Below are 22,097 nucleotides of genomic sequence, written 5' to 3' on the forward strand. Positions count from 1 at the left end.
ATGGGAAAACTACCGAAGAAATGAGTGATGCGGGTCAGCTGTGGATGCTTGAGCAGGCAAACAAATACCGCTATGATTATGCACAGGAAACCGGAGAAGAAAATACTATTATCAACAAAGTGTTTTCTAACTCACCGCCCTATTATATGACCAAGTCAGGTACTTCCACCGGAGGATACTGGAACGATTCCAACAACCTGAAAGATGATTATTACGATGATTTTGCCATGTACCTGGCGCGGTCTGCAAACTGGGTGGATCAAAATTTAAAATCAAAATTCGGAGTGGGTGTATCCTATATTGAACCGCTGAATGAACCGGACACTAGTTATTGGCATGAAGGAAGCACAAAGCAGGAAGGCTGCATTTTCAATACGGGAGAACTGCAGTCACGTGCATATCGTGAAATGTTAAATGCGATGAAAGCAGAGGAATTCCAGGGAAATCTGAAGGATATAAAAATTACAGGAACAGATGAGACGAGTCTGTGGACAGCAATTAATTCCTTTAACCGGCTGGATGATGATATAAAAGCAAATATGGATACAATCAGTGCCCATACATACAGCGGCAGCGACAGTGAAAGAAAAGAACTGCGTCAGATTGCAGAAAAGTATGACAAAGGACTTTGGATGTCAGAGGTTACCAAAGGCGGAGGAAGCCATTATGATGGGTGCCACGAATCTATGGATGCAGCCAATACCCGATCCCAGAGCGAAGGAATAATGGCTGATTTGAAGTATATGCAGCCTACGGCATGGATTGCATGGCTGGTGGCTGACAGTGAATATGAGTGTCTTCAGACAAATTCTAACTGGGGATTGATCCACGCAGTTTTTGAAAAAGACGGACAGCCGGTTCCGGATTACCATACAAATCTGGTGGATGAAAACGGAAACCGCAAAGACTGGGTTCCAGGTGAGGGCTACTGGGCAGTGACCAAACAGCTCTATACCATGATGCAGTACAGCAAATACCTAAAGGCGGGTTACACAATGATTGATATTCAGGATTCTAATATGTGTGCTGCTATCTCGCCCAAAGGTGATGAACTGGTTATTGTCGCTCAAAATTTTGAAGGGGAGAGAAATACAACCGTGGATTTAAGCGCATTCAAAAATGCTGAAGCAGCAGAGCTCTACCGCACCTCAGACTCAGAGAGCTGTCAGCTGGCAGAGACTCAGGATGTAGCCGATGGCGTACTGGATGTCACACTGCCGTCAAATTCCGTCTCTACTTATATAATCAGGTCAAACGATGGAAGTACCATATGCAGTCCTGATGACTATGCAAAAGTAATTGATGCAAATGTGGAAAAGCCGCAAGAAGAGTGGACTTCAGATGTGAATAAATTTACTTATACCGGGTCCTGGGGGAATTCAGCAGCAGATTTCGGAGGGGGAAAATATACCACAGCACCGGAGGGTACGGCAGAATTTACATTTGAGGGTACCCAGGCACAGATTTATGGAACCCGGGCGCCGGAAGGAGCAATTGTAAATATATCTGTGGACGGCGGGGAACAACAGGAAGTTTCCCTGGTATCTGATCTGAAAGAAGGCGGTGTGCTGATCTATCATACAGGCGTACTGGAAGAAGGAAAACATAGGATTACCATTTCCAAGTCTGCTGACCAGGATGGAAAGCTTTTGGAAATTAGCAGCGGAAGAATAATTAATGGAACGCTGGAAGAAAAGATTGAAAGAATTGACAAGAGTGAGCAGGTTTATACGATAAGCGGTGTACAGCCAATACTCCCGGATACCGTAACAGCTAGGACAAATATGGGAAACAAACTGGAAAAGAAAGTGGTATGGAACCTGGAGGGTATAGAATTTACCGGTAATGTCACTCTGGAGGGAACTGTTTCTGAGACAGCTGTCAAGGCAGCTGTGGATGTTCAGGTTACACCGGAAAATGTACAGTATTTCATAGACTGTAACAACCCGGAGTCACCGGAGTATAAACGGGTGAACCGCTATGCAGAGCTTCTTAATAAATCTCCTGACCAGAAGTATGTGGAAGGAAGCTGGGGATATGAAGAGGAATACGGCGAATACAACGGAAATATAAATGATAATTATGACACCGGCTGGTATGCAAATCAGGGACAGGTAATCCGTTATACGTTTCCTCTGGAAGCAGGCACATACCGGGTAAGTATGGGATTCAAAGAGTGGTGGAACCAGGACCGCCCTATGAAAGTATCGGTGACGGCCGGAGAAAAGACGACAGAACTTGGTACAGCAAATACCTGGAAAAACAACAATCCCTGGAATGAGGAATACTATGAATTTACCTGTGAAACGGCAGGAGATGTAACCCTATCCGTAGCGGCAGACGGAGGTCCGGATCCGGTACTGTCTTTTATCCGGATTCAAAATAAATTGAATCTGCAGGAATTAAAAGATGCACTAGCCGATGCAGCTGCAATTGACAGAAGCCAGTATCCCCAGGAGAAGCTGGAAGTGCTGGATTCAGCTGTAAAAGAGGGACATCCCCTTCTTTACCGTGCAGGTACCAGTCAAAAGGATATGGAGCAGGCTGCTTTGAGAATCCGCCAGGCAGTTGAGAACCTCAACGGCGGCGGGGAAACACAAGAAGCAGATTTGACGAGCCTGAGACTTGCGGTTGCCATGGCTGAAAAGTTAGAAAAGCAGCAAAAGGAGAATTCATGCTTTACAGAGGATAGCTGGGCAGCAGTAGAGGAGGCGCTGGTTCTGGCAAAAGCAGTACTTGAGAAGCCGGAGGTAACTCAGGATGAGGCAGACAGGGCATTCCTGAAGCTGATTACCGTATGCAATCTTCTGGAAAGCGACACACAGAAAATAGGGTTAAAGGCGGTCATTGATGGTGCGGAAGCAATACTGGCAGATGAAGAAAGCCTGGCACCGTACACGGAAGAGAGTATTGAGGCAGTTAGAATTGCACTGGCAGAGGCAAAAAGGGTTTATACAAATGAAGGTGTGAGCCAGGAAACCGTAAATGAGGCAGCGCGCACGCTAATGGATGCAGTGACGGGACTGCTGCTAAAGAGTGAGGACACAAGGCTTGACATTCTGATTCAGAAGGCGGAAACGATATTAAAAAATGAGGGACAGTATACACCGTCCAGCATTGCCGGATTAAGAACTGCACTGGAAGCAGCAAAGGTAATTGCAGAAAATAGCCAGGCAGGCATAAGTGAAATTAATAAGGCATATCGGGAACTGGCAGAGGCAATGACATCTCTGGTTAGAAAAGGTAACAAATCGGAGCTTAAAAATGCACTGGATTTTGCAGACCAGATTCTGCATAACTCAAAAAAATACCTGGAAAGCAGTATATCGGGGCTTCAGGGATTGACAGACGAAGCACGTAAGGTTTATGATGATGTGGAGTCAGATGCAGGGCGTATTGGTGAAGTGCTGAAGAGACTGATGAACGAGATTCTCAAAGCCCGCCTTATGGGAGATACGGACCTGAACGGAGTGGTAGATACAAATGACTCCGCAGAACTGTTAAAGTATAATGCAGAACTCAGACCGTTTACTGAGGAACAGGAGCAGTTAGGAGATGTAAATGGGGATGGAACGGCAGACAGCGGGGACGCAGCCGTAATTCTGCAATACGCGGCGGAAAAAATTGTATCATTTTAGTGGATTCTGATAAAGGCGATTTTCAAACACGCTTCATAGCGTTTCATAGCGTGTTTGAAGCTGCCGCTGTCAGCAAAGCCATAAATCCGGATGTATCTTACGTATTTAGATATGTCCGGATTTTTTTGCTTATGAATTTACCCGGGGAAACTGCATGTGCAACGAAGGACAAAATGGAGAAGGAAAAGAAAATGGAAAGCAGTTGTAAGATAATGATAGTGGATGACGAATTTATTATGCGTCAGGGAATACGATTTATGATGAGATGGGAAGAAGAGGGATACGAAATAGTAGGAGAGGCATCCAACGGGAAAGAAGCGCTGGACCTGATACCCAAACTGGAACCGCATATTATTTTATGCGATATTGCAATGCCAATTATGAGCGGACTGGATTTTATTAAAATAGTAAACAGAGAATATCCGGATATTAAAACCGTTGTTTTGAGCAGCTATGATAATTTTGAATATGTGAGAGAAGCCCTGCTTAATGGTGCAGTAGACTATGTACTAAAGCCTACCCTTAATTCTGAGGAACTTCTGAAACTGGTAAGAAAGGTATCCCAGAACATACCGGATCTGCAATTAAAGAAAAAAACGGTATCCGGTCTGGACAAGATGCTGGAAAGATATCTGACCGGGTGTGAAAATGAATTGAAGGGAACGGATGAGTTCCAGAATGTACTGCCCCACAGCTGTTACCGCCTGTTTGTGCTCCCGCTGCGCTGCAGGGACGGAAGTGGTGTTGATATCTCTCCGGTGCTGTATGAAAAAATGGAAGAGTTCCTGAATAAAATTACCTACTGCAAATATTTAAGGTTTCTCCTGCGACGGGAAACCCTGTGTGTGATTTTGAATTACGGGGTGCGTGATGAAGAGAGGCTGATGGAAGATGTGCAGGAATTTATGGACCAGCTTGGGATGATTTCAGAGAGAATCCTTGGAACTCTTGGATTCCAGTACAAGAAACTGGAGCATTTAAAGAAAGACTTTCAGACGCCAGGATTTTTGGAGAGGGAGAGCTTCTACTACAGGGGTATACATTTGTGCAGCATTCAGGAAGTTACCGAGGAAGATACTCTGGAAAAATTTGATTTCCGGAAATTCGCATCATCGGTTGTATCCCATAAGTACAGTGAGGCAATTGAGATTTTCCGTATTTATATCGAAAAAGCGGTAAAAATCCAGATGCCGGAATTTAAGCTGAAAAACCAAACAAAAAACCTTTTATATAATCTGATCGGAGATTCGGATGACCGGGCTCAGGAATTAGAAGAGATCAGCCGGGAAGCATTTGATAAAATTGAAAAATCTTCCTGGTGTGAAGAATTTTTGGACGTCTTTGAAGAGGTCATGGAGAAGATTGTGACAGTCCTTGAGACCACAGAAGAAGACCAGAACGTATATCTCGGAAAAATTCTGGATTATATCCAGAAGCATTATACGGAAGAACTGAATCTTCAGAATCTCGCCGCAGAATTTAATTTCAGCTATTCCTACCTGTCTGCTTACTTCAATCAGCATGCCTGCGAGGGCTTTAGTGAGTATGTTAATAAAATCCGCATACAGAAAGCCTGCGAGTTTCTGAAAGAATCCAGATATTCGATAGCACAGGTCAGTTCTGTAGTAGGCTATTCCGACCATAGTTATTTCTGCAGAGTCTTTAAAAAGATTACGGGAAAAACACCCAGTGCATACAGAAGGGATAGTCGGTGATCTGAATGAAGAGAAGCATATGGACAGGAAAAAGAGTCCATTCCAAGAGCATGGTTACGAAAATTCTAGCAGTTTTTACAATTGGAATTCTGTTTGCCATACTTGCAGTTACAGCGATTATTATCGGTATGTCGAAAAATATATTTGTGGATACCTACATAAGGTCTCAGGAAAAAGTGTTTTTAAGGATTGAACATGAGCTGAATAATTATCATGAAGACCTGATGAAGCTTTTCAGTGCATTAAATTCCAGCTGGAACTTAAAACTCTATCTCCATGATGGAGAGCAGAGTCCCCAGTTTACCTTTAAGATTACATACAAGGCCGATCAGGATATGAAAAAAGCCATTCCCTCCAGTATGGACAATATTAGTGCAATGGCAGTGAGCAAGAGCGGAAAGAGCTATCTCAACCGGGAAGAAACAATTATAACCCCTGTGTCTGAGATTATGGAATCAGAAGAGGCCAGGTACGCGTTGGAAAATCCCGAAAGCGTGCAGTATATCTTCAAACAGAATGGTTATACTTCAACCACCAGAAATACACCGGTGATGATGGCAGTTAAAGCGCTGCGTGCAACCGGAAGCGAAGAACCTTACGGAGTGGCGTATATTACACTCAAAGAACGGGATTTTAAGCGGTATTATGAATATTTCACATCACAATATGCGGAGTTTTATATGGTAAACCAAAAAGGGGTAGTGGTTTCTTCTTCCGACAGACAGATGGTCTGGAAGCAAATGCCGCAGAAAAATCCGGGTATGGTTCTAAAGAAGGAGCTTGCCTATTATCACTGCACGGCATATGGGATTATCAATACCCAGAAGGCACTGGGCAATCTGTATAACGAACCGCTGTTGTGGGTGATCTGCGTTGGTGTAACGGCGGCAGCATGTATCATTATATTCTTTATAACCAGACAGACGGCACTTCCCATGTCCAAGCTTGTGCATAAGATGTCAAATGCCAGAAAGACCAGATATGACGAGCATATAGAACTTACCGGATCCAGAGAAGTGGAGGAATTATCCTGTACTTATAATGAGATGCTGGACGAGTTAAACAGGTATATCAGTGAACTGCTCACCATTCAGAATGAAAAACGCAGGGCGGAAATTGCCGCTCTTCAGATGCAGATTAATCCCCACTATATCTACAATACCCTGGCAAGTATTAAATGGCTTATTTTCCAGGGAGATGTAGAGAAATCCACCAAGACCATAGATGCTTTCATTGCGCTGCTGAGAAGCACAATCAGTAATATGGATGAGTATATTACCATCGAAAGGGAAATTGAAAACCTAAAAAATTATGTGCTGATCAACAACACCAGGTACGGAGATAAAGTACGGGTGGAATATTTTGTGACTTTTGGGTGTGAGGAATGTAAAATTCCTAAGATGATACTGCAGCCATTTGTTGAAAATGCTTTTTTCCATGCATTTCCTTATGAGGCAGAGGGAAATATCAAGATTTTGGTACGTATGCTGAGCGGTAAGCTTCAGATTCAGATAGTGGATAATGGTGTGGGAATACCAGATGAAAACCTGCAGAAGCTGACCGGAGAAAATGCCAAAACAGAGCATTTCAGCGGAATCGGAATCAACAATGTCTCTGACAGGCTGAAGCTTCTGTATGGAAGTGAGTACGGGATAAAGATTGAGAGCAAGGAGAATCAGGGTACCACCGTTACCATTCAGATTCCGGTGAAAAATAATCCGAATGTATGGCTTGTAACGAACAAAGATTGCAATCAGGTCTGAAATATTGTAATATTATAATAGGAAAAGATCTAAAATGACAGGAGGGCAATAACATGTTCAGTTTTGATAAAAGTGATGTTTATATAGGCTACTCTCTGGTTGAAATGAACCGTGTCCGGGATATCCTGGACCAGGCGAAAATTAAATATGATTATAAGGTTATGAACCATGGCGGACAATGGATTCCCGGAAGAGGTACATCAAGAGCATATTTTGGAAGTGCCGGCGTAGATCCGGCACAGGAACGCCAGTATAGGATCTTTGTGCATAAGAAAGATTATGAAAAGGCAAAATACCTGATCCTTCAAGAAAATAATTGATGGCAGTAAATAGTTCCATCATAATAGAACATAATAAGGAAAACAATGAGATTTAAGAAAGATAATTAAATTATTATATACAGATAAATGCATAGTTATACAATTATCTGTAAGGATGCCGGATAAATATACCGACGATGAGATAAGGAGTCTTTATGGATGAATTAACAAATGAACAGACAGGTGATGAATGGGAAAAAGAATACCGGGGCATTTCCGTTAAATATGAGAAGAGCTGGGTGCGCATTGTATGCGATCAGATTCTGAAAGATTATTTGGATGAGGAGGGCAATGGTTCCCTGGCACTTGCTGATTATGCCCTGGGGCGTTACAAGGAAAAGTTTGGATGTGAGCTGAATATTAAAAGGCATTCACTTGCTGTTGAAATCCTGGCACATGTGTACGCCGACAAGTTTGCGGGCTCCATGCTGGATATGAAAAAAGGGCTTGCACCTACGGAATTACAGGCAATGGAGGCAAAGATGGAGGAGATCAAAGAGCATACGGGTATCATTGACTGCGGTGAAAAGTCCGTGGATTCTAACCGTGTGGTCTGGGATAATCTGGAACCCCTCCATGGAATTATTTATGCTGTAATGGGGAAACATGCGTAAAACATTTGCTATTTTCCCAAAAATGTTTTATAGTATCTGTATAAATTTACAAAGTGAGGAAGTGAAAGAATGATTTCAAGCCAGGTTTTACAAAACGCTATTGACGAATTACGTGCAATTACCAGAATTGATCTGTGTATCATGGATCTGGAGGGACGTTTGGTCGTTACGACTTTTGCAGACAATGACATCGCAGGAGATACCGTGCAGCTGTTTGCCGATTCTGCAGCAGACAGTCAGGTTATACAGGGATATCATTTCTTTAAGATATTTGATGAGAGAACCGTAGAATACGTTCTGATTGCCAAGGGTTCCAGTGAAGATGCATATATGATAGGTAAAGTTGCAGTCTGTGAAATTCAGAATCTGATTGTCGCTTATAAAGAACGTTTTGATAAAAATAACTTTATCCAGAACTTATTGCTGGACAACCTGTTATTGGTAGATATTTATAACCGTGCGAAGAAGCTTCATATTGAAACTGAGGCAAGGCGTGTGGTATTTATGGTAGAGACAAAATACGAAAAGGACAACAATGCACTGGAGACAGTAAAGAGCCTTTTTGCATCAAAACCAAAGGATTATATTACTGCTGTAGATGAAAAGAGTATCATTTTAGTAAAGGAATTAAAGCCCGAGGATACTTATGAGGATATTGATGAGATTGCCAAGATGCTCAGGGATATGTTAAATGCTGAGGCGATGTCCAGTGTACGTATCGCGTACGGAACGATTGTGGATGAAATTAAACTGGTATCGAAGTCTTATAAAGAAGCGAAGATGGCTCTGGACGTAGGGAAAATCTTCTACGTTGAGAAAAATATTATTGCATACAATACACTGGGTATTGGACGCCTCATCTATCAGCTTCCGATTCCGCTGTGTCAGATGTTCATGAAGGAAGTATTCGGTGAGAAAATGCCGGACAGCTTCGATGATGAAACACTGATGACCATCAATAAATTCTTTGAAAACAACCTGAATGTCTCTGAGACATCCAGACAGCTTTTCGTTCATCGTAATACGTTAGTTTACCGTCTGGAAAAACTCCAGAAGAGCACCGGTCTTGATATCCGCGTGTTTGATGACGCATTAACGTTCAAGATTGCCCTCATGGTTGTAAATTATATGAAATATATGGAAATACAGGATTTTTAATGAAGATATATCAGAGCCTGTCACTGGCAGGTTCTGGGAAACATAATAGAAAAGGAGTAACGATCAAATGGTAAAATTATACGATAATGGCGTATACCTGCTGAACGGGACAGAAATTGTGGAAGATAACAGCCAGGCTGCTTCCGTTCTCAAAAGCAAATTAGGCGATAATGTTCCTGCAAAAGCCGAGGCTGCCAAAAATACAATTGCTTACGGTATTTTAGAAAGCCATAATACTTCTGGAAATATGGATAAGCTGAAGATTAAATTTGACAAGCTCACATCCCATGATATTACATTCGTGGGCATTATCCAGACAGCACGTGCTTCAGGCCTGGAAAAATTTCCGGTACCTTATGTTTTAACAAACTGCCACAACAGCCTCTGCGCCGTTGGCGGAACAATCAATGAAGATGACCACATGTTCGGATTAACCTGCGCGAAAAAATATGGCGGAGTTTATGTGCCTCCCCACCAGGCAGTTATCCACCAGTTTGCCAGAGAAATGCTTGCAGGCGGAGGAAAAATGATTCTGGGATCCGATTCCCACACACGTTATGGTGCATTAGGTACAATGGCGATGGGCGAAGGCGGACCGGAGCTGGTAAAACAGTTACTGTCCAAAACTTACGATATTAATATGCCGGGAGTAGTAGGCGTTTACCTGGAGGGAGAACCGGTTAAGGGTGTCGGACCTCAGGACGTAGCCCTGGCAATTATCGGTGCGGTATTTGCCAACGGATATGTAAATAATAAAGTAATGGAATTCGTAGGTCCTGGAGTGGATAAGCTGAGTGCTGATTTCAGAATTGGCATTGATGTTATGACAACGGAGACCACCTGCCTGTCATCCATCTGGAAGACCGACAGTGAAATCAAAGATTTCTATGATATTCATGGAAGAAGTGAAGAGTATAAGGAACTTGCTCCGGGAGCGGTAACTTATTATGACGGTATGGTTTATGTGGATTTAAGCCAGGTAAAACCAATGATCGCAATGCCGTTCCACCCAAGCAATACATATACCATTGAGGAGTTAAATGCAAACTTAATGGATATTCTTGCGGATGTGGAGAAGAAAGCGCTGGTAAGCCTGGACGGAGCCGTTGACTTTACCTTAAAGGACAAAGTAAGGGGCGGAAGACTCTACGTAGATCAGGGTATTATTGCAGGATGCGCCGGAGGCGGATTTGAAAATATCTGTGATGCAGCGGATATCTTAAAAGGTGCCAGCATCGGATCGGATGAATTTACCCTCAGCATCTATCCTGCAAGTACACCAATTTATATGGAACTTGCGAAAAACGGAAGACTTGCGGAATTAATGGCAACCGGAGCCATTGTGAAGACGGCATTTTGCGGTCCTTGCTTTGGCGCTGGCGATACACCGGCTAATAATGCCTTCAGTATCCGCCATTCAACCAGAAACTTCCCGAACAGAGAAGGAAGTAAGCTTCAGAATGGACAGATCTCTTCCGTAGCCCTTATGGACGCACGTTCCATTGCGGCAACAGCTGCAAATAAGGGATATCTTACAGCGGCAACGGATGTGGATGTGAATTTCAGCAAGCCTAAATATTTCTTTGATAAGAGCATCTATGATAATCGTGTATTCGACAGCAAGGGTGTCGCAGATCCTTCCGTTGAAATTAAATTCGGACCGAATATCAAAGACTGGCCGGCAATGTCCGCTCTTACTGACAACATGATCCTCAAGGTTGTATGTGAGATTCACGATCCGGTTACAACAACGGATGAATTGATTCCTTCCGGAGAGACTTCATCTTACCGTTCTAACCCACTGGGACTGGCTGAATTTACCTTGTCCAGAAAAGACCCGGCTTATGTTGGACGTGCGAAAGAGGTATATGCGGCTGAAAAAGCAAGACTTACCGGCGGGGCACCATATGATGCACTGGCTGAGTTAGAGCCGGTTGTGAATACGATTCATACCTTGTATCCCGATGCAAATGAGAAGAATACCGGAATCGGAAGTACCATCTTTGCAGTAAAACCGGGTGACGGTTCAGCACGTGAGCAGGCGGCTTCCTGTCAGAAAGTACTTGGCGGATGGGCAAATATCGCAAACGAATATGCGACAAAACGTTACCGCTCTAATCTGATTAACTGGGGCATGCTTCCATTCCTGATTGATAAAGGTGATCTTCCGTTTAAAAACGGAGATTACATCTATGTGCCGGATGTACGTAAGGCAATCGAAGACAAAGCAACTGAAATGAAAGCTTATGTAGTAGGCGACACAATGAAAGAGTTCACCCTTAAGATGGGCGAACTGACAGATGATGAAAGAACCATCATTTTAAAAGGTTGTTTAATAAATTACTATAAAGGTTAATAATAGAAAGACAAAGGCATAGTCTTATACAAAGGACAATGCTTTTGTCTTTTGCTTTTAGAGGAAATTCCACATCTAAGTTCTGGAGTGTGTTTATGTTAAAACACAATCTAACACAGACTTTACAAAAAACAGACTTTGGTTTTATGTTAAACTGCTACAATCAGGAAAAGCGGACTGTGTTCTGCTTACGACAAAATGAAACAGGAGGAATGTTCTATGAATCAAATTTATTCGAAACAATCTTTCAAGGTTTACCGTGCAGATGGTGGTTTTGTGGTACATAATACAGAAAAGAGATTTGAAGAGGGACATACGCATCTCAGCAGTTTTAAATCAGCCAAGTATCTGGTGGATCTGGCACTTCACAAAAGCCTGCCGTACCACCTGGATACCTACCGGTTAGTCAGTCTTGCCAGAATCAGTATTGATGAAGAATACAAGTCAAAAGTTATGGAGTTGGTTTCCAATAAAAGAAAAAAGGATAAGTATGTTAACAGCAGGAGAAAATGCGGTTAATCTAACAGCGCTGTAACGATCTCAGCGCTTATAAAAGCAGGAAGAGTTGTCGCTTAATAGGGAAAAGCGGCAGCTCTTTTTTTGCGTTCACAGAATTTTCAGAAAAAAAACACATTTTAATCTAATAAAAAACACATTTGTCTCGTAATTTAGATAGGAGCAAACACGCTCCAGGGCATCATCAATGCTGTGCCGGGAAGCTGCTATGTGAATGAAAAAGGAGGAAGAAGTTTGATAGAAGTAAAGAATTTAGTCAAAAGGTATGGAGATCATCTTGCTGTAGATGACCTTAGTTTTTCTGTTGAAAAAGGTCAAATCTATGGGTTTCTGGGTCCCAATGGAGCCGGGAAATCCACAACAATGAATATCATTACCGGTTATATTGCATCAACGGGAGGCAGTGTAAGCATTAATGGGCACGATATTTTAGAGGAGCCGGAAGAGGCTAAAAAATGTATCGGATATCTTCCTGAACAGCCACCTCTTTATTTTGATATGACCGTTTGGGAATACTTGAAATTTGTTGCACAGCTGAAGAAAATCCCCAAGGATCAGCGTCAGGAAATGATAAACGAAGTCATGGAAATGACGAAGATCACCGACATGAAGAACCGTTTAATTAAGAATCTGTCAAAGGGCTACCGCCAGAGAGTAGGGCTTGCCCAGGCGATTATGGGATACCCGGAGGTCATCATACTGGACGAACCCACAGTTGGATTGGACCCCAAGCAAATCATTGAGATTCGGGAACTCATTAAGAGCCTGAGTCAAAAACATACCGTTATTTTAAGTTCCCATATTCTATCAGAGGTTAGTGCTGTCTGTGATTATGTTATGATCATAGCACATGGAAAACTGGTGGCCAGTGACACGCCTGAGAATCTGAGTAAACTTATGCAGGGAAGCGAAACGCTGAATCTGAGAGTGAAAGGAGACCAATTACAAGCCGAAGAGGTTCTTAAGGGAATTGAGAACATAGAGGAATGGGATTTCCGGGATTCCGATGAGGAAAATACCATAGACATTGAAGTGAGAGCGAAAGACCAGGCGGATGTGCGAGAAGAGATCTTCTATGGAATGGCGGAAGCGCAATGTCCGATTCTTATGATGAGATCTACTAAGGTATCGCTTGAGGATGTATTCCTGGAACTGACAGCGGATGATAAAAAGGTATCCGATGAAACCCACAGTGATGAGAGCAACAACGAATCCCAGAGCGAGTCGGAAGCAGCCTATGAACAACAGTATGGTGATGCAGGGGCAATTGATAGCAAGGTTGAAGGAGGAGTTCTTTCATCTTCTTTATCAGGGCAGTATGAGGAACAGAATTTAGATCTGCAAGAGGAAGAAAATGAGGAAAAGGAGGAGCAGGTTCATGACAGCGATTTATAAAAAAGAGGTGAAATCTTATCTGACTTCCATGACGGGCTATGTGTTTATCGCATTTATTTTATTACTGGCGGGCGTGTATTTTACTGCATATAATCTCCAGATGGGATACCCGATTTTTGGATATACACTATCGGCAATTACCTTTGTATTTCTCATTATAACCCCCATATTGACCATGCGTGTACTGGCGGAAGAAAAGAAACAGAAGACAGACCAGCTGCTGCTTACTTCCCCCCTGTCCGTGAAAGATATTGTACTGGGGAAATTTACGGCGTTAATGGTTATCTTCCTGATTCCCATGATTATACTTTGCATCTATCCCATTATTCTAAAGAATTTCGGCACCGTATCCCTTAAAATGGCTTACGTTGCAGTTCTTGGATTTTTCCTTTTGGGATGTGCCAATATTGCCATTGGAATCTTCTTATCCTCCATTACAGAGAGTCAGATTATAGCAGCGGTTGTTACTTTTGTTGTACTTTTTATCTGCTATATGATGAGCGGGATTAAAAGCTTTTTTTCGGAAACGGCAATTACTTCACTTATTGCATTTTCGGCAGTACTTCTGGTGTGCTGCGGGATCATTTACATGGTGATGAAGAATTTATTTACGGTATGCCTGGTGGCAGTTATAGGAGAAGCAGCGCTGCTTGTTCTGTACACTGTGAAGCAAAGCCTCTTTGAAGGAGCAATACAGAAGGTATTGAGTATTTTTGATATCTCCAGCCATTTTGACAACTTTGTCAGCGGTATTCTGGATTTGGGAGGAATCATATACTTTTTATCTATTATTGCTGTTTTTCTGTTTTTGACGGTACAGTCAATACAGAAGAGACGCTGGAGCTAGAGGAGGCAGATTATGAAAATAAAAAATATTTTTCCGAAATGGAGCAACAAAAAAGTTAAAAATGGTTCTTACAGTATTGCGATTACGGTTATCGTCATAGCTATTGTAATTGTAATTAACCTGGTGGTGGGGCAGCTTCCCGGTAAATACACCAAACTGGATTTCAGTGATAACAAACTCTATACCATTGGAGACAAGACAGAAGAAATTATCAAGGGGTTAAAGAGTGATGTCACCCTCTATCTGATTGCACAGAATGGGCAGGAGGACAGTACCTTAAAGGAAGTTCTGGATCGTTATAAGGATCTGTCCTCCCATGTAAAGGTAGAAATCAAAGATCCTGCTCTGTATCCTAACTTTTCTTCCCAATATACGGATGAAAAGGTGAGCAGCAACAGCATTATTGTGGCGGGTGATAAGAGAAGTAAAGTGATTAATTACAGTGATATCTACGAAACCAGTGTGGATTATAATACTTATTCTACCCAGGTCACCGGATTTGACGGTGAGGGGCAGATTACCAGCGCTATTTCTTACGTAACCTCGGAAGAACTTCCTGTAATGTATGTATTGGGAGGACACGATGAGGCAACGGTCAGCACTACAATGAAGGCCGCTATTGAAAAGGAAAATATAGAGATTAAGGAACTGAATCTGGTATCCCAGGAATCGGTTCCCGAAGATGCGGACTGCCTGTTTATTTTCTCACCCACCAAGGACATCTCGGCTGAGGAGGCAACGAAGATCATCGATTACTTAAAGGCAGGCGGGAAAGCAATGCTTGTCTCAGACTATACCGGTACCGATATGCCTAATTTCGAATCAGTATTAAAGGAATATGGCGTAGAGACAATGGGCGGCGTAGTGATCGAAGGAGACGCAAATCATTATGCATCGGGAAATCCCCTATACCTTCTTCCAAATATGGGAAGCCACGAAATTGTCAGCAGTTTAAGCGGCCGTTATATCTTAATGCCGGTAGCACAGGGAATTAAGACACTGGATGAAAAAAGGGATACCGTAACGGTCAGCAGCCTCCTTACAACATCGGATTCTGCTTATATAAAAAAGGATGCAGAAAATATGACGAGTCTGTCTAAAGAAGACGGGGATGAATCAGGCGCATTTGATGTGGGCGCTGCAATTACAGAAACGGTAGATGACAAAGAAACTAAACTGGTATACCTCACAAGCGGCAATATGTTAAATGAACAGATTGACAGTGCGGTATCCGGTGCCAACACAGAGCTTTTCACAAATGCACTGAGCTGGATGTGTGATCAGGAGGCAAGTGTGTCCATCCCAAGTAAGAGTACCCAGGTGAGCTATCTGACCATTACTTCGGCAGCCTCAGCATTCTTAAGCTCCCTTGCAATTGTAATTCTGCCGCTGATCTGTCTGCTGACAGGCGGAGTAATCTGGTTTAGAAGGAGAAAACGATAATGAAGAAAAAGAAGAAATTAATAGGCTTACTTTCTGCTCTTGTTGTATTAATTCTTCTGACTGCAGCGTATTTCTGCCTGAAAAATTATAACAAAGAGCAGGAGGCAGAGTCGGAAACAGAAGATACCAGCGTTGCTGTCACTTCCATTGAGGAAACGGATATAACAGGACTTACTTATATTCTGGATAATGAAAAGCTTGAGTTTAAAAAAGAAAATGACAGCTGGCATTATACACAAGACGAAAATTTCCCCGTTGACCAGGATAAAATGAAAACCCTTCTGGATAACTTCAAAGATATCAAAGCGGTGAGAGATCTGGGACAGCTTGAGAATCTGGAAGATTACGGACTTGAGGAGCCTCAGAATACCGTTACGGTAACAAGCAATAATGGAGTAGAGACCGTATTTTACATTGGAAATGAAAATGAAACTACCGGAGATTATTATATGTATATGAATAATCCGGAACATGTCTATACCGTAGGCAGCACCTTTGCAAATGCTTTTAACGGAAAGCTGTACGACCTGGTAGTAGACAGTTCATTCCCAAGCATAACCAGCAACAGCATCATTAAAGCAGTCATTGACCAGCAGGATAATCAGCTCACATTAGAGTCATCCAGGGACGATTCCGCAACTTGGAGTGTGACAGACAGCAAAAACCAGAAGAAGGAAGCGGACGGTACCAAATCCAACCAGCTGCTGTCCAATGTCACCAGCTTAAATTTCACAGACTACATTGACTATAACTGTAAGGATCTGGAACAGTACGGCTTGAAAGATCCGTCAGCAGTCATTACGCTGGACTACACGGTAACCAGTGAGGTGCCGGTAGAAAAGGATAGTACGGAGACAGATGCAGAAAACGTCAGTGAAGAAGCTGAGCCGGAAACCGCAGATGCAGAAACCGTAAGCGAAGTAACTGAGTCCGAAACTGCAGATGCAGAAACCGTAAGCGAAGTAACTGAGTCCGAAACTGCAGATACGCAAAATGCAACCGCAGATGGACAATCAGAAGAGTCTGAGAGCGAAACTGAGAGTACAAAGCTGGTTACTGAAGAAAAACAGATTGTACTTCAGATTGGAAACCAGACAGAGGACGGAGATTACTACGTGAAGACTTCTGACAACAATGAAGTACACACCATGTCAGCCGATGCATTAAAGCCATGGCTGGAAGCACAGTACAGTGATCTTCTGAAGGCAGAGTAAGCTGTAAAATAACAAAGGCAGACCAGGTATTTCCACATAGGAAATGCTTGGTCTGCCTTTTTACAACCATATTAGAAATCAATTATTCCAAATATTTCAGGAGATTAATCCTGCGGCTCCTGAATCATCAGTTTAATGATTTCCTTATCCGTTTCTTTCATCCCTTCTTTACCGAGAATCCCGATATTCCGGATCGTAGCTTCCACGCCCTTTGTAACAATACCGTCGCCGCTGTAAAACTGCTTTCCGTTCTTATACATATAATACCCCAGAATACCAGCGTCCACAGAGGCGGCAATCTTAGCAGCACAGGAGGCTTTTGCACCGTCGCAGATAATGCCGGATACAATCGCCACGGCGTTTACCAGAGTATGGGCAATTACTTTAAAGTCCCCGCCCATGAGATAAGCAATTCCGGTTCCGCTTCCGCATCCGGCACTGACAGCTCCGCAGTAAGCTGACAGCCTGCCGATTCCGGTCTTCTGGTGAATGGTAATCAGGTTGGATACCACCAGAGCACGCAGCAGCATTTCATGGCTTGCTCCCAGCTCTCTGGCATATTCGATAACGGGCAGGGAGGCGCACATCCCCTGATTTCCGCTTCCGGAATTAATGATAACCGGAAGCTCGCATCCGCTCATTCTGGCATCTGACCCTGCAGCGGCGGCAGCCTTTGCACGGACTTTGATATCATTGCCGTAGGTAGCGAGAATTACATTACCGATATTAGCGCCGTATGTTCCTTTAAGCCCCTCCTGGGCGATAGCGGAATTATAGGCAATCTGGCGGTCAAGCACCTCACTGACATCATCCGGGTCCACCGAATCTGCAAAATCCACAATACTTTCCACATCCAAAAGACTGCGGTCAGTGAGATGAGTCTCAGCCAGTGCCGTGACCCCCGCTTCATAGAGTATCTTTTTATCTTTTTCGATGTACACAATATTCGTATGGTAATCACTGATACGCAGGTTTACACAGGATTCACCGGCAGACAACAGAAGAATGATATCGAATATTCTATCGGTATCTGCTTCCCTGACCAAAACGGGTATATCGGTGAGTGCCTGCTTCATCTTTACTTTTTCCTCCGCCGTTACCTGTGAGATTACTTCCAGTTTCTTATCCGCATCCCCCGCAATGACTCCGGCGACCACAGCTGCGGCGATTCCTTTTAAGCCTCCGGTATTGGGGACAATTACGCTCTTTACATTTTTTATAATATTACCACTCACCTGTATCTCGATGTGCTGGGGCATGCACCCAAGTATTTCACGGGCTTTCGCAGCCCCGTAGGCAATTGCAATTGGTTCGGTACATCCCATGGCTGGTATTAATTCTTCTTTTAGAATCTGGACATAGGTCTGGTATTTTAGGTCAGTTTTTTTCATAAGAGGCTCCCTTAGCTATTCTGGCATACGTGCATTCCGGTTTGTAAACACGCTCTGGTGATTGGATGGTTTAGTTATTATTATCATAAACAGTTATAAGACTGAAGTCAAGAGGTGTGATATCGTTTCCTGTGGCATCAATTGTTATGATACTATCCGAATATTTATTATTTGGAACTTTCTTGCTGGCACTCCTTGCCTACATAGACAAGCGATCATAAAAAACTACCCTGTTCTCGACAAACAGGGTAGTTAACTTTTTGTCCTAAGAAGGACATCCTAATTGGGTCAACCGCTACTCGACGTCACGGTTATTCCTATGTTACAATATTAGCACTATTTTGTAAAAAAGTCAAATATGTCTGCGAGGTTGTTTTTATTTTTCTGTGCGGCTGAACGGTCTTTCCTTAATCCATCACCAAGTCATTATGCAAGGTATTTTCTATTTTCCAATGATCTCGTTTTATTTCCAGCGTTTTTATGTCCCGTTCTTCCGAAAAATACGATTCCGGAGACCATCTTAATATCATACATGCCAGGCTTATCTTGCCAATTATTTCCAACCGCTTATTTCCAACCCTAAGGGCAAGTATCCCGGACTGCTTTTACAAATCCGTACTCCTTGACCGCTACTGAGGTAAGAGTAGTTTTTGCTTCTTGCTTTCAAATCCTCCATCCGGGGTAATAATACCGATGTAAGTATCTACTGGGTGAAGATATACTTTTCCCGGTACTTTTTTGGATGTTCTCTTATAAAGGTAATACGTGCTGCCTACTTTTCACAGCCTCCTTAAGCATCCGATAGATCTCTTCCGTTTTTTCACTGTCTTTCGTATTAAAAAACACCGTATACTGATCCGTCTTAATTTTAATGACAGGGGTGTAATCCCGGTAGTAATACATTTGGCATTGACCGTATTCCTTGTATTTAAAATTCCCTAAAAAGTACTGCTGTGCATTCACACCATTATTTTTATAGTAAGTTCCCTGGGGCGCCTGGTCCGTTAACTGGATATCCACCACCGCCGATAATGGAAACTGTATATCATATTCGGCTGCCGTAATGGATACGTTATCCCCATTTAACTGCAGATCAAAAGGAACAAAATCAAAACGCAAAAATACTATACTCAGCCAGATACAAAGCACAGCAGTGAAAATATACAAGCCACCTGTTATAATTCTGCCGGCTGGGTGTGCCATGTTAAATGAGATATTGGAACCATAACGGCTGGGAGCCAGCAGGCTGTGATCATTGGGATTATTGTAGGCTCCGGTTATCCAATAATCATCTTCATCTACCATGATCGGTTCCTTATCGGCAGAAAGCAGGTAAATCCTTTTTTTTCGGATATAAGAAACACTGTACAGCAGAATAAAAATGCACAGGGACTGAATCAGAATGTATACCGTGAACAAAAAGGTGCTCTGAAAACCGTCTGATATTAAAATCCAGTCCAGTGCCAGGAAGGACAGGGAATCAATAAATGCAATCAGAATCCAGCAGATGGACCAGCTCCGTTTTGTCATTTTATTGCACGCCATGTTCAGCTCCGTATCATTGCTGTAGGTGATGGTTCTTCTTTTGGCAAAAATATAATACAAAATCAGAAAAAGTAATTTCAGCAGGAATGGCAGCAGAAAAAGGAATGAACCGCCGATGCCCGAACGGAAGAAGGTAAGCCCGCCGGGAAATAAAAGAGGGATCAGACAGATGAGAAATGCAGGTAGAAACCACCATGCCGTGAGCGGCATCTGGTCTTTTGCCGCACTTACCTGGGAGTCAATGACCGTTATATGAAGTTTCTCTCCGTTGAACCATTTCTTTTCCTTTTTTAGATTGTAAAGTTTTAAAAAGTACTTTTTATATAAGTACATGCATCCGCCCATGTAAAACACACACCACAGCATATATAGAATCAAAAATACCGAGATATAAGAAAACCATAATACAAGCAGAATGGGAATGTGGGCGGCAGCTCCAATCGTGGAATGAAGATTCAGCGCCTTTCTAAAAGCCGAAACAATTTCTATCACTTCAGGAGATTCTGGTTCATATTTGGGCAGAGTTACGCCCAGCAGAAGATTGCCGTTTAATTTGGCGGCGGACTTGTAGGTGAAATGGCAGGCTGCCAAAATTGTTATACTGCAAAATAAAATAATAAATGTCATCATAGCGTGCTCCCTTCACATGCTGTAACATGCATCTCATCAAACATGCGGCTGCAGATATTCATGAATTCTGCTTTGCCGTAGCCTTTTAAAGCAGCCTGGGCGCTAAGCAGCTCCAGTTCATAAGTCAGTTTTTCTTCAAATTCATGGTTCATATCCAGGCATGCCGCCACTTTTGCACCGTGCCTGCGGTCTATTTCAATATAGCCTTCCTGCTTTAAAATCTGATAGGTTTTATTTACCGTCATCGTGTTTACTCCGGCATCCTGTGCCAGCTGCCGGACGGTAGGAAGCGATTCACCGATTTTCAGGTTCCCCTTTCCAATACCCATGACGATTTGATTGCGCAGCTGGACATAGATGGGCACAGAGCTGGCAAAGTCTAGTGTTATTAGCATACAATTCCCCCTTTAAGTGATACGTACCAAATGTATTATTTGTATTATAATATATAATACAAATATAAGCAACCATTTGAGAAAGATAATAAAAAGTTCACAGCTTTTGCATTGAATTTAAAAAACGCCTGTGTTACAATGCAAGCAATAAAATATCAATATCAGGAGGAATTTAGCATGGGATTTTTTGCAAGAAAAGATGATGACGATGATGAAAATGTGGAGCTTGAAGGTGCAGAGGCATTCTCCTATATGCTGGATGATGTGCTGGATAATATAAATGATTTAGATGAAATTACATTGGATGCGGGTGCGCTGGAGATGATCAGCGAACGTGCGCGCAAAAATTAGAAGGAAAGGACATTATTGCAGACCTGCTATGGCATGTGCAATACAGTTGATAAAATGTTAAAAGAAGTATGTGTAGAAAATTATACAGATATACCAAGAGCAATTGAAAATGGAGGAAACCGCATTGAACTCTGTGATAACCTGGCAGAGGGGGGAACTACCGTAAGCCTGGGTGTTATGGAGGCGGCAATACAGCTGGGAAATGAAAAAGATATTCCGGTTATGTGTATTATCAGACCCAGAAAAGGAAACTTTCATTACAATGATATAGAGTTAAAGATGATGCTGAGGGATATAGAGATTGCCAAAGAAGCCGGTGCAGCCGGTATCGTAATCGGCGCTCTGACGGAAGATTTCTGGCTGGATGAAGAAATGCTGGAAGTATTGCTGGCAAAGGCAGAAGGACTTCTGGTAACGTTCCATATGGCATTTGATGAAATCCCCTATGAACTTCAGCCAAAAGCAATTGACTGGCTTTGCGCACATCATGTGGACAGAATTCTTACCCATGGTGGAAAAGGTGGTACGAAAATAGGGGACAATGTGGATAACTTGAAAAGACTGCTGGATTATGCCGGGGAAAGAATCATTATCATGCCGGGCGGCGGAGTTACCAGCCGAAATGTAGAAGAACTTCATGGGATGCTGGGATTCAAAGAAATCCATGGTACAAAAATAGTAGATTAGAATAAACGAAAAGCGGTGGTCTGACTATAAAAAGTGCGGCCATCGCTTTTTGCTGTGTAAAACCGATCTAGTACATCATTGCTTAAATAATTGAGTAATACACACAGGATTTCCTGGTG

At 42.7% G+C, this 22,097-nt stretch carries 17 protein-coding genes; 14 read left to right on the plus strand and 3 right to left on the minus strand.

Features of this window, described 5'->3' with window-relative positions:
* The 12 genes from ACH2DQ_RS29600 to ACH2DQ_RS29655 all read left to right on the plus strand — a co-directional run.
* Positions 1 to 3,638 (plus strand): Ig-like domain-containing protein (locus ACH2DQ_RS29600; RefSeq protein WP_395028859.1); only part of this gene is annotated, 3,638 nt, incomplete at its 5' end.
* Positions 3,639 to 3,811: 173 nt separating this feature from the next.
* A complete protein-coding gene (locus ACH2DQ_RS29605; protein WP_394912966.1) occupies positions 3,812 to 5,353 on the plus strand; it encodes a response regulator in 1,542 nt (513 codons plus the stop codon).
* 5 nt (positions 5,354 to 5,358) lie between these two features.
* Complete coding sequence (locus ACH2DQ_RS29610) at positions 5,359 to 7,116, plus strand: sensor histidine kinase (protein WP_394912967.1); 1,758 nt, start codon at positions 5,359 to 5,361, stop codon at positions 7,114 to 7,116.
* A 53-nt stretch (positions 7,117 to 7,169) separates the two neighbouring features.
* The gene (locus ACH2DQ_RS29615) at positions 7,170 to 7,436 is read left to right on the plus strand and encodes a hypothetical protein (protein WP_394912968.1); all 267 of its coding nucleotides are present in this window, start codon (positions 7,170 to 7,172) and stop codon (positions 7,434 to 7,436) included.
* Positions 7,437 to 7,591: 155 nt separating this feature from the next.
* Positions 7,592 to 8,050, plus strand: coding sequence for a hypothetical protein (locus tag ACH2DQ_RS29620; RefSeq protein WP_394912969.1), 459 nt, complete (start codon positions 7,592 to 7,594; stop codon positions 8,048 to 8,050).
* A 69-nt stretch (positions 8,051 to 8,119) separates the two neighbouring features.
* Positions 8,120 to 9,208, plus strand: coding sequence for a CdaR family transcriptional regulator (locus tag ACH2DQ_RS29625; protein ID WP_027295352.1), 1,089 nt, complete (start codon positions 8,120 to 8,122; stop codon positions 9,206 to 9,208).
* A 67-nt stretch (positions 9,209 to 9,275) separates the two neighbouring features.
* Positions 9,276 to 11,564: a hydratase gene (locus tag ACH2DQ_RS29630; RefSeq protein WP_394912970.1), complete on the plus strand. Its 2,289-nt coding sequence runs from the start codon at positions 9,276 to 9,278 to the stop codon at positions 11,562 to 11,564.
* Positions 11,565 to 11,783: 219 nt separating this feature from the next.
* Positions 11,784 to 12,083 carry a hypothetical protein gene (locus ACH2DQ_RS29635; RefSeq protein ID WP_394912971.1) on the plus strand — a complete coding sequence of 100 codons (300 nt, stop codon included), beginning with the start codon at positions 11,784 to 11,786 and terminating at the stop codon, positions 12,081 to 12,083.
* 231 nt (positions 12,084 to 12,314) lie between these two features.
* Entirely contained in the window at positions 12,315 to 13,475 is a 1,161-nt protein-coding gene (locus tag ACH2DQ_RS29640) for an ABC transporter ATP-binding protein (protein ID WP_394912972.1), read from the plus strand.
* On the plus strand, positions 13,459 to 14,322 hold the full coding sequence (locus ACH2DQ_RS29645; protein ID WP_394912973.1) for an ABC transporter permease: 864 nt from the start codon (positions 13,459 to 13,461) through the stop codon (positions 14,320 to 14,322). Before ACH2DQ_RS29640 ends, ACH2DQ_RS29645 begins: the two co-directional genes overlap by 17 nt.
* A gap of 12 nt (positions 14,323 to 14,334) precedes the next feature.
* Positions 14,335 to 15,765 (plus strand): GldG family protein, encoded by a 1,431-nt coding sequence (locus ACH2DQ_RS29650; protein ID WP_394912974.1) that lies wholly within the window; start codon positions 14,335 to 14,337, stop codon positions 15,763 to 15,765.
* Positions 15,765 to 16,979 (plus strand): DUF4340 domain-containing protein, encoded by a 1,215-nt coding sequence (locus ACH2DQ_RS29655; protein ID WP_394912975.1) that lies wholly within the window; start codon positions 15,765 to 15,767, stop codon positions 16,977 to 16,979. The genes ACH2DQ_RS29650 and ACH2DQ_RS29655 overlap by 1 nt, the downstream gene beginning before the upstream one ends.
* A gap of 104 nt (positions 16,980 to 17,083) precedes the next feature.
* Here ACH2DQ_RS29655 and ACH2DQ_RS29660 read toward each other — a convergent pair whose 3' ends face one another.
* The 3 genes from ACH2DQ_RS29660 to ACH2DQ_RS29670 all read right to left on the minus strand — a co-directional run bounded on the left by ACH2DQ_RS29660 (position 17,084) and on the right by ACH2DQ_RS29670 (position 20,940).
* Entirely contained in the window at positions 17,084 to 18,370 is a 1,287-nt protein-coding gene (locus ACH2DQ_RS29660; protein WP_394912976.1) for a serine dehydratase subunit alpha family protein, read from the minus strand.
* A 750-nt stretch (positions 18,371 to 19,120) separates the two neighbouring features.
* Positions 19,121 to 20,545, minus strand: coding sequence for a PH domain-containing protein (locus tag ACH2DQ_RS29665; protein ID WP_394912977.1), 1,425 nt, complete (start codon positions 20,543 to 20,545; stop codon positions 19,121 to 19,123).
* The gene (locus ACH2DQ_RS29670; RefSeq protein WP_394912978.1) at positions 20,542 to 20,940 is read right to left on the minus strand and encodes a GntR family transcriptional regulator; all 399 of its coding nucleotides are present in this window, start codon (positions 20,938 to 20,940) and stop codon (positions 20,542 to 20,544) included. Before ACH2DQ_RS29670 ends, ACH2DQ_RS29665 begins: the two co-directional genes overlap by 4 nt.
* A gap of 177 nt (positions 20,941 to 21,117) precedes the next feature.
* On the opposite strand from ACH2DQ_RS29670, the gene ACH2DQ_RS29675 reads away from it, so the two are divergent.
* A complete protein-coding gene (locus ACH2DQ_RS29675; RefSeq protein WP_394912979.1) occupies positions 21,118 to 21,291 on the plus strand; it encodes a hypothetical protein in 174 nt (57 codons plus the stop codon).
* 33 nt (positions 21,292 to 21,324) lie between these two features.
* On the plus strand, positions 21,325 to 21,978 hold the full coding sequence (locus ACH2DQ_RS29680; protein ID WP_394912980.1) for a copper homeostasis protein CutC: 654 nt from the start codon (positions 21,325 to 21,327) through the stop codon (positions 21,976 to 21,978).
* Positions 21,979 to 22,097: the final 119 nt, after the last annotated feature.

This window comes from Robinsoniella sp. (assembly GCF_034124845.1).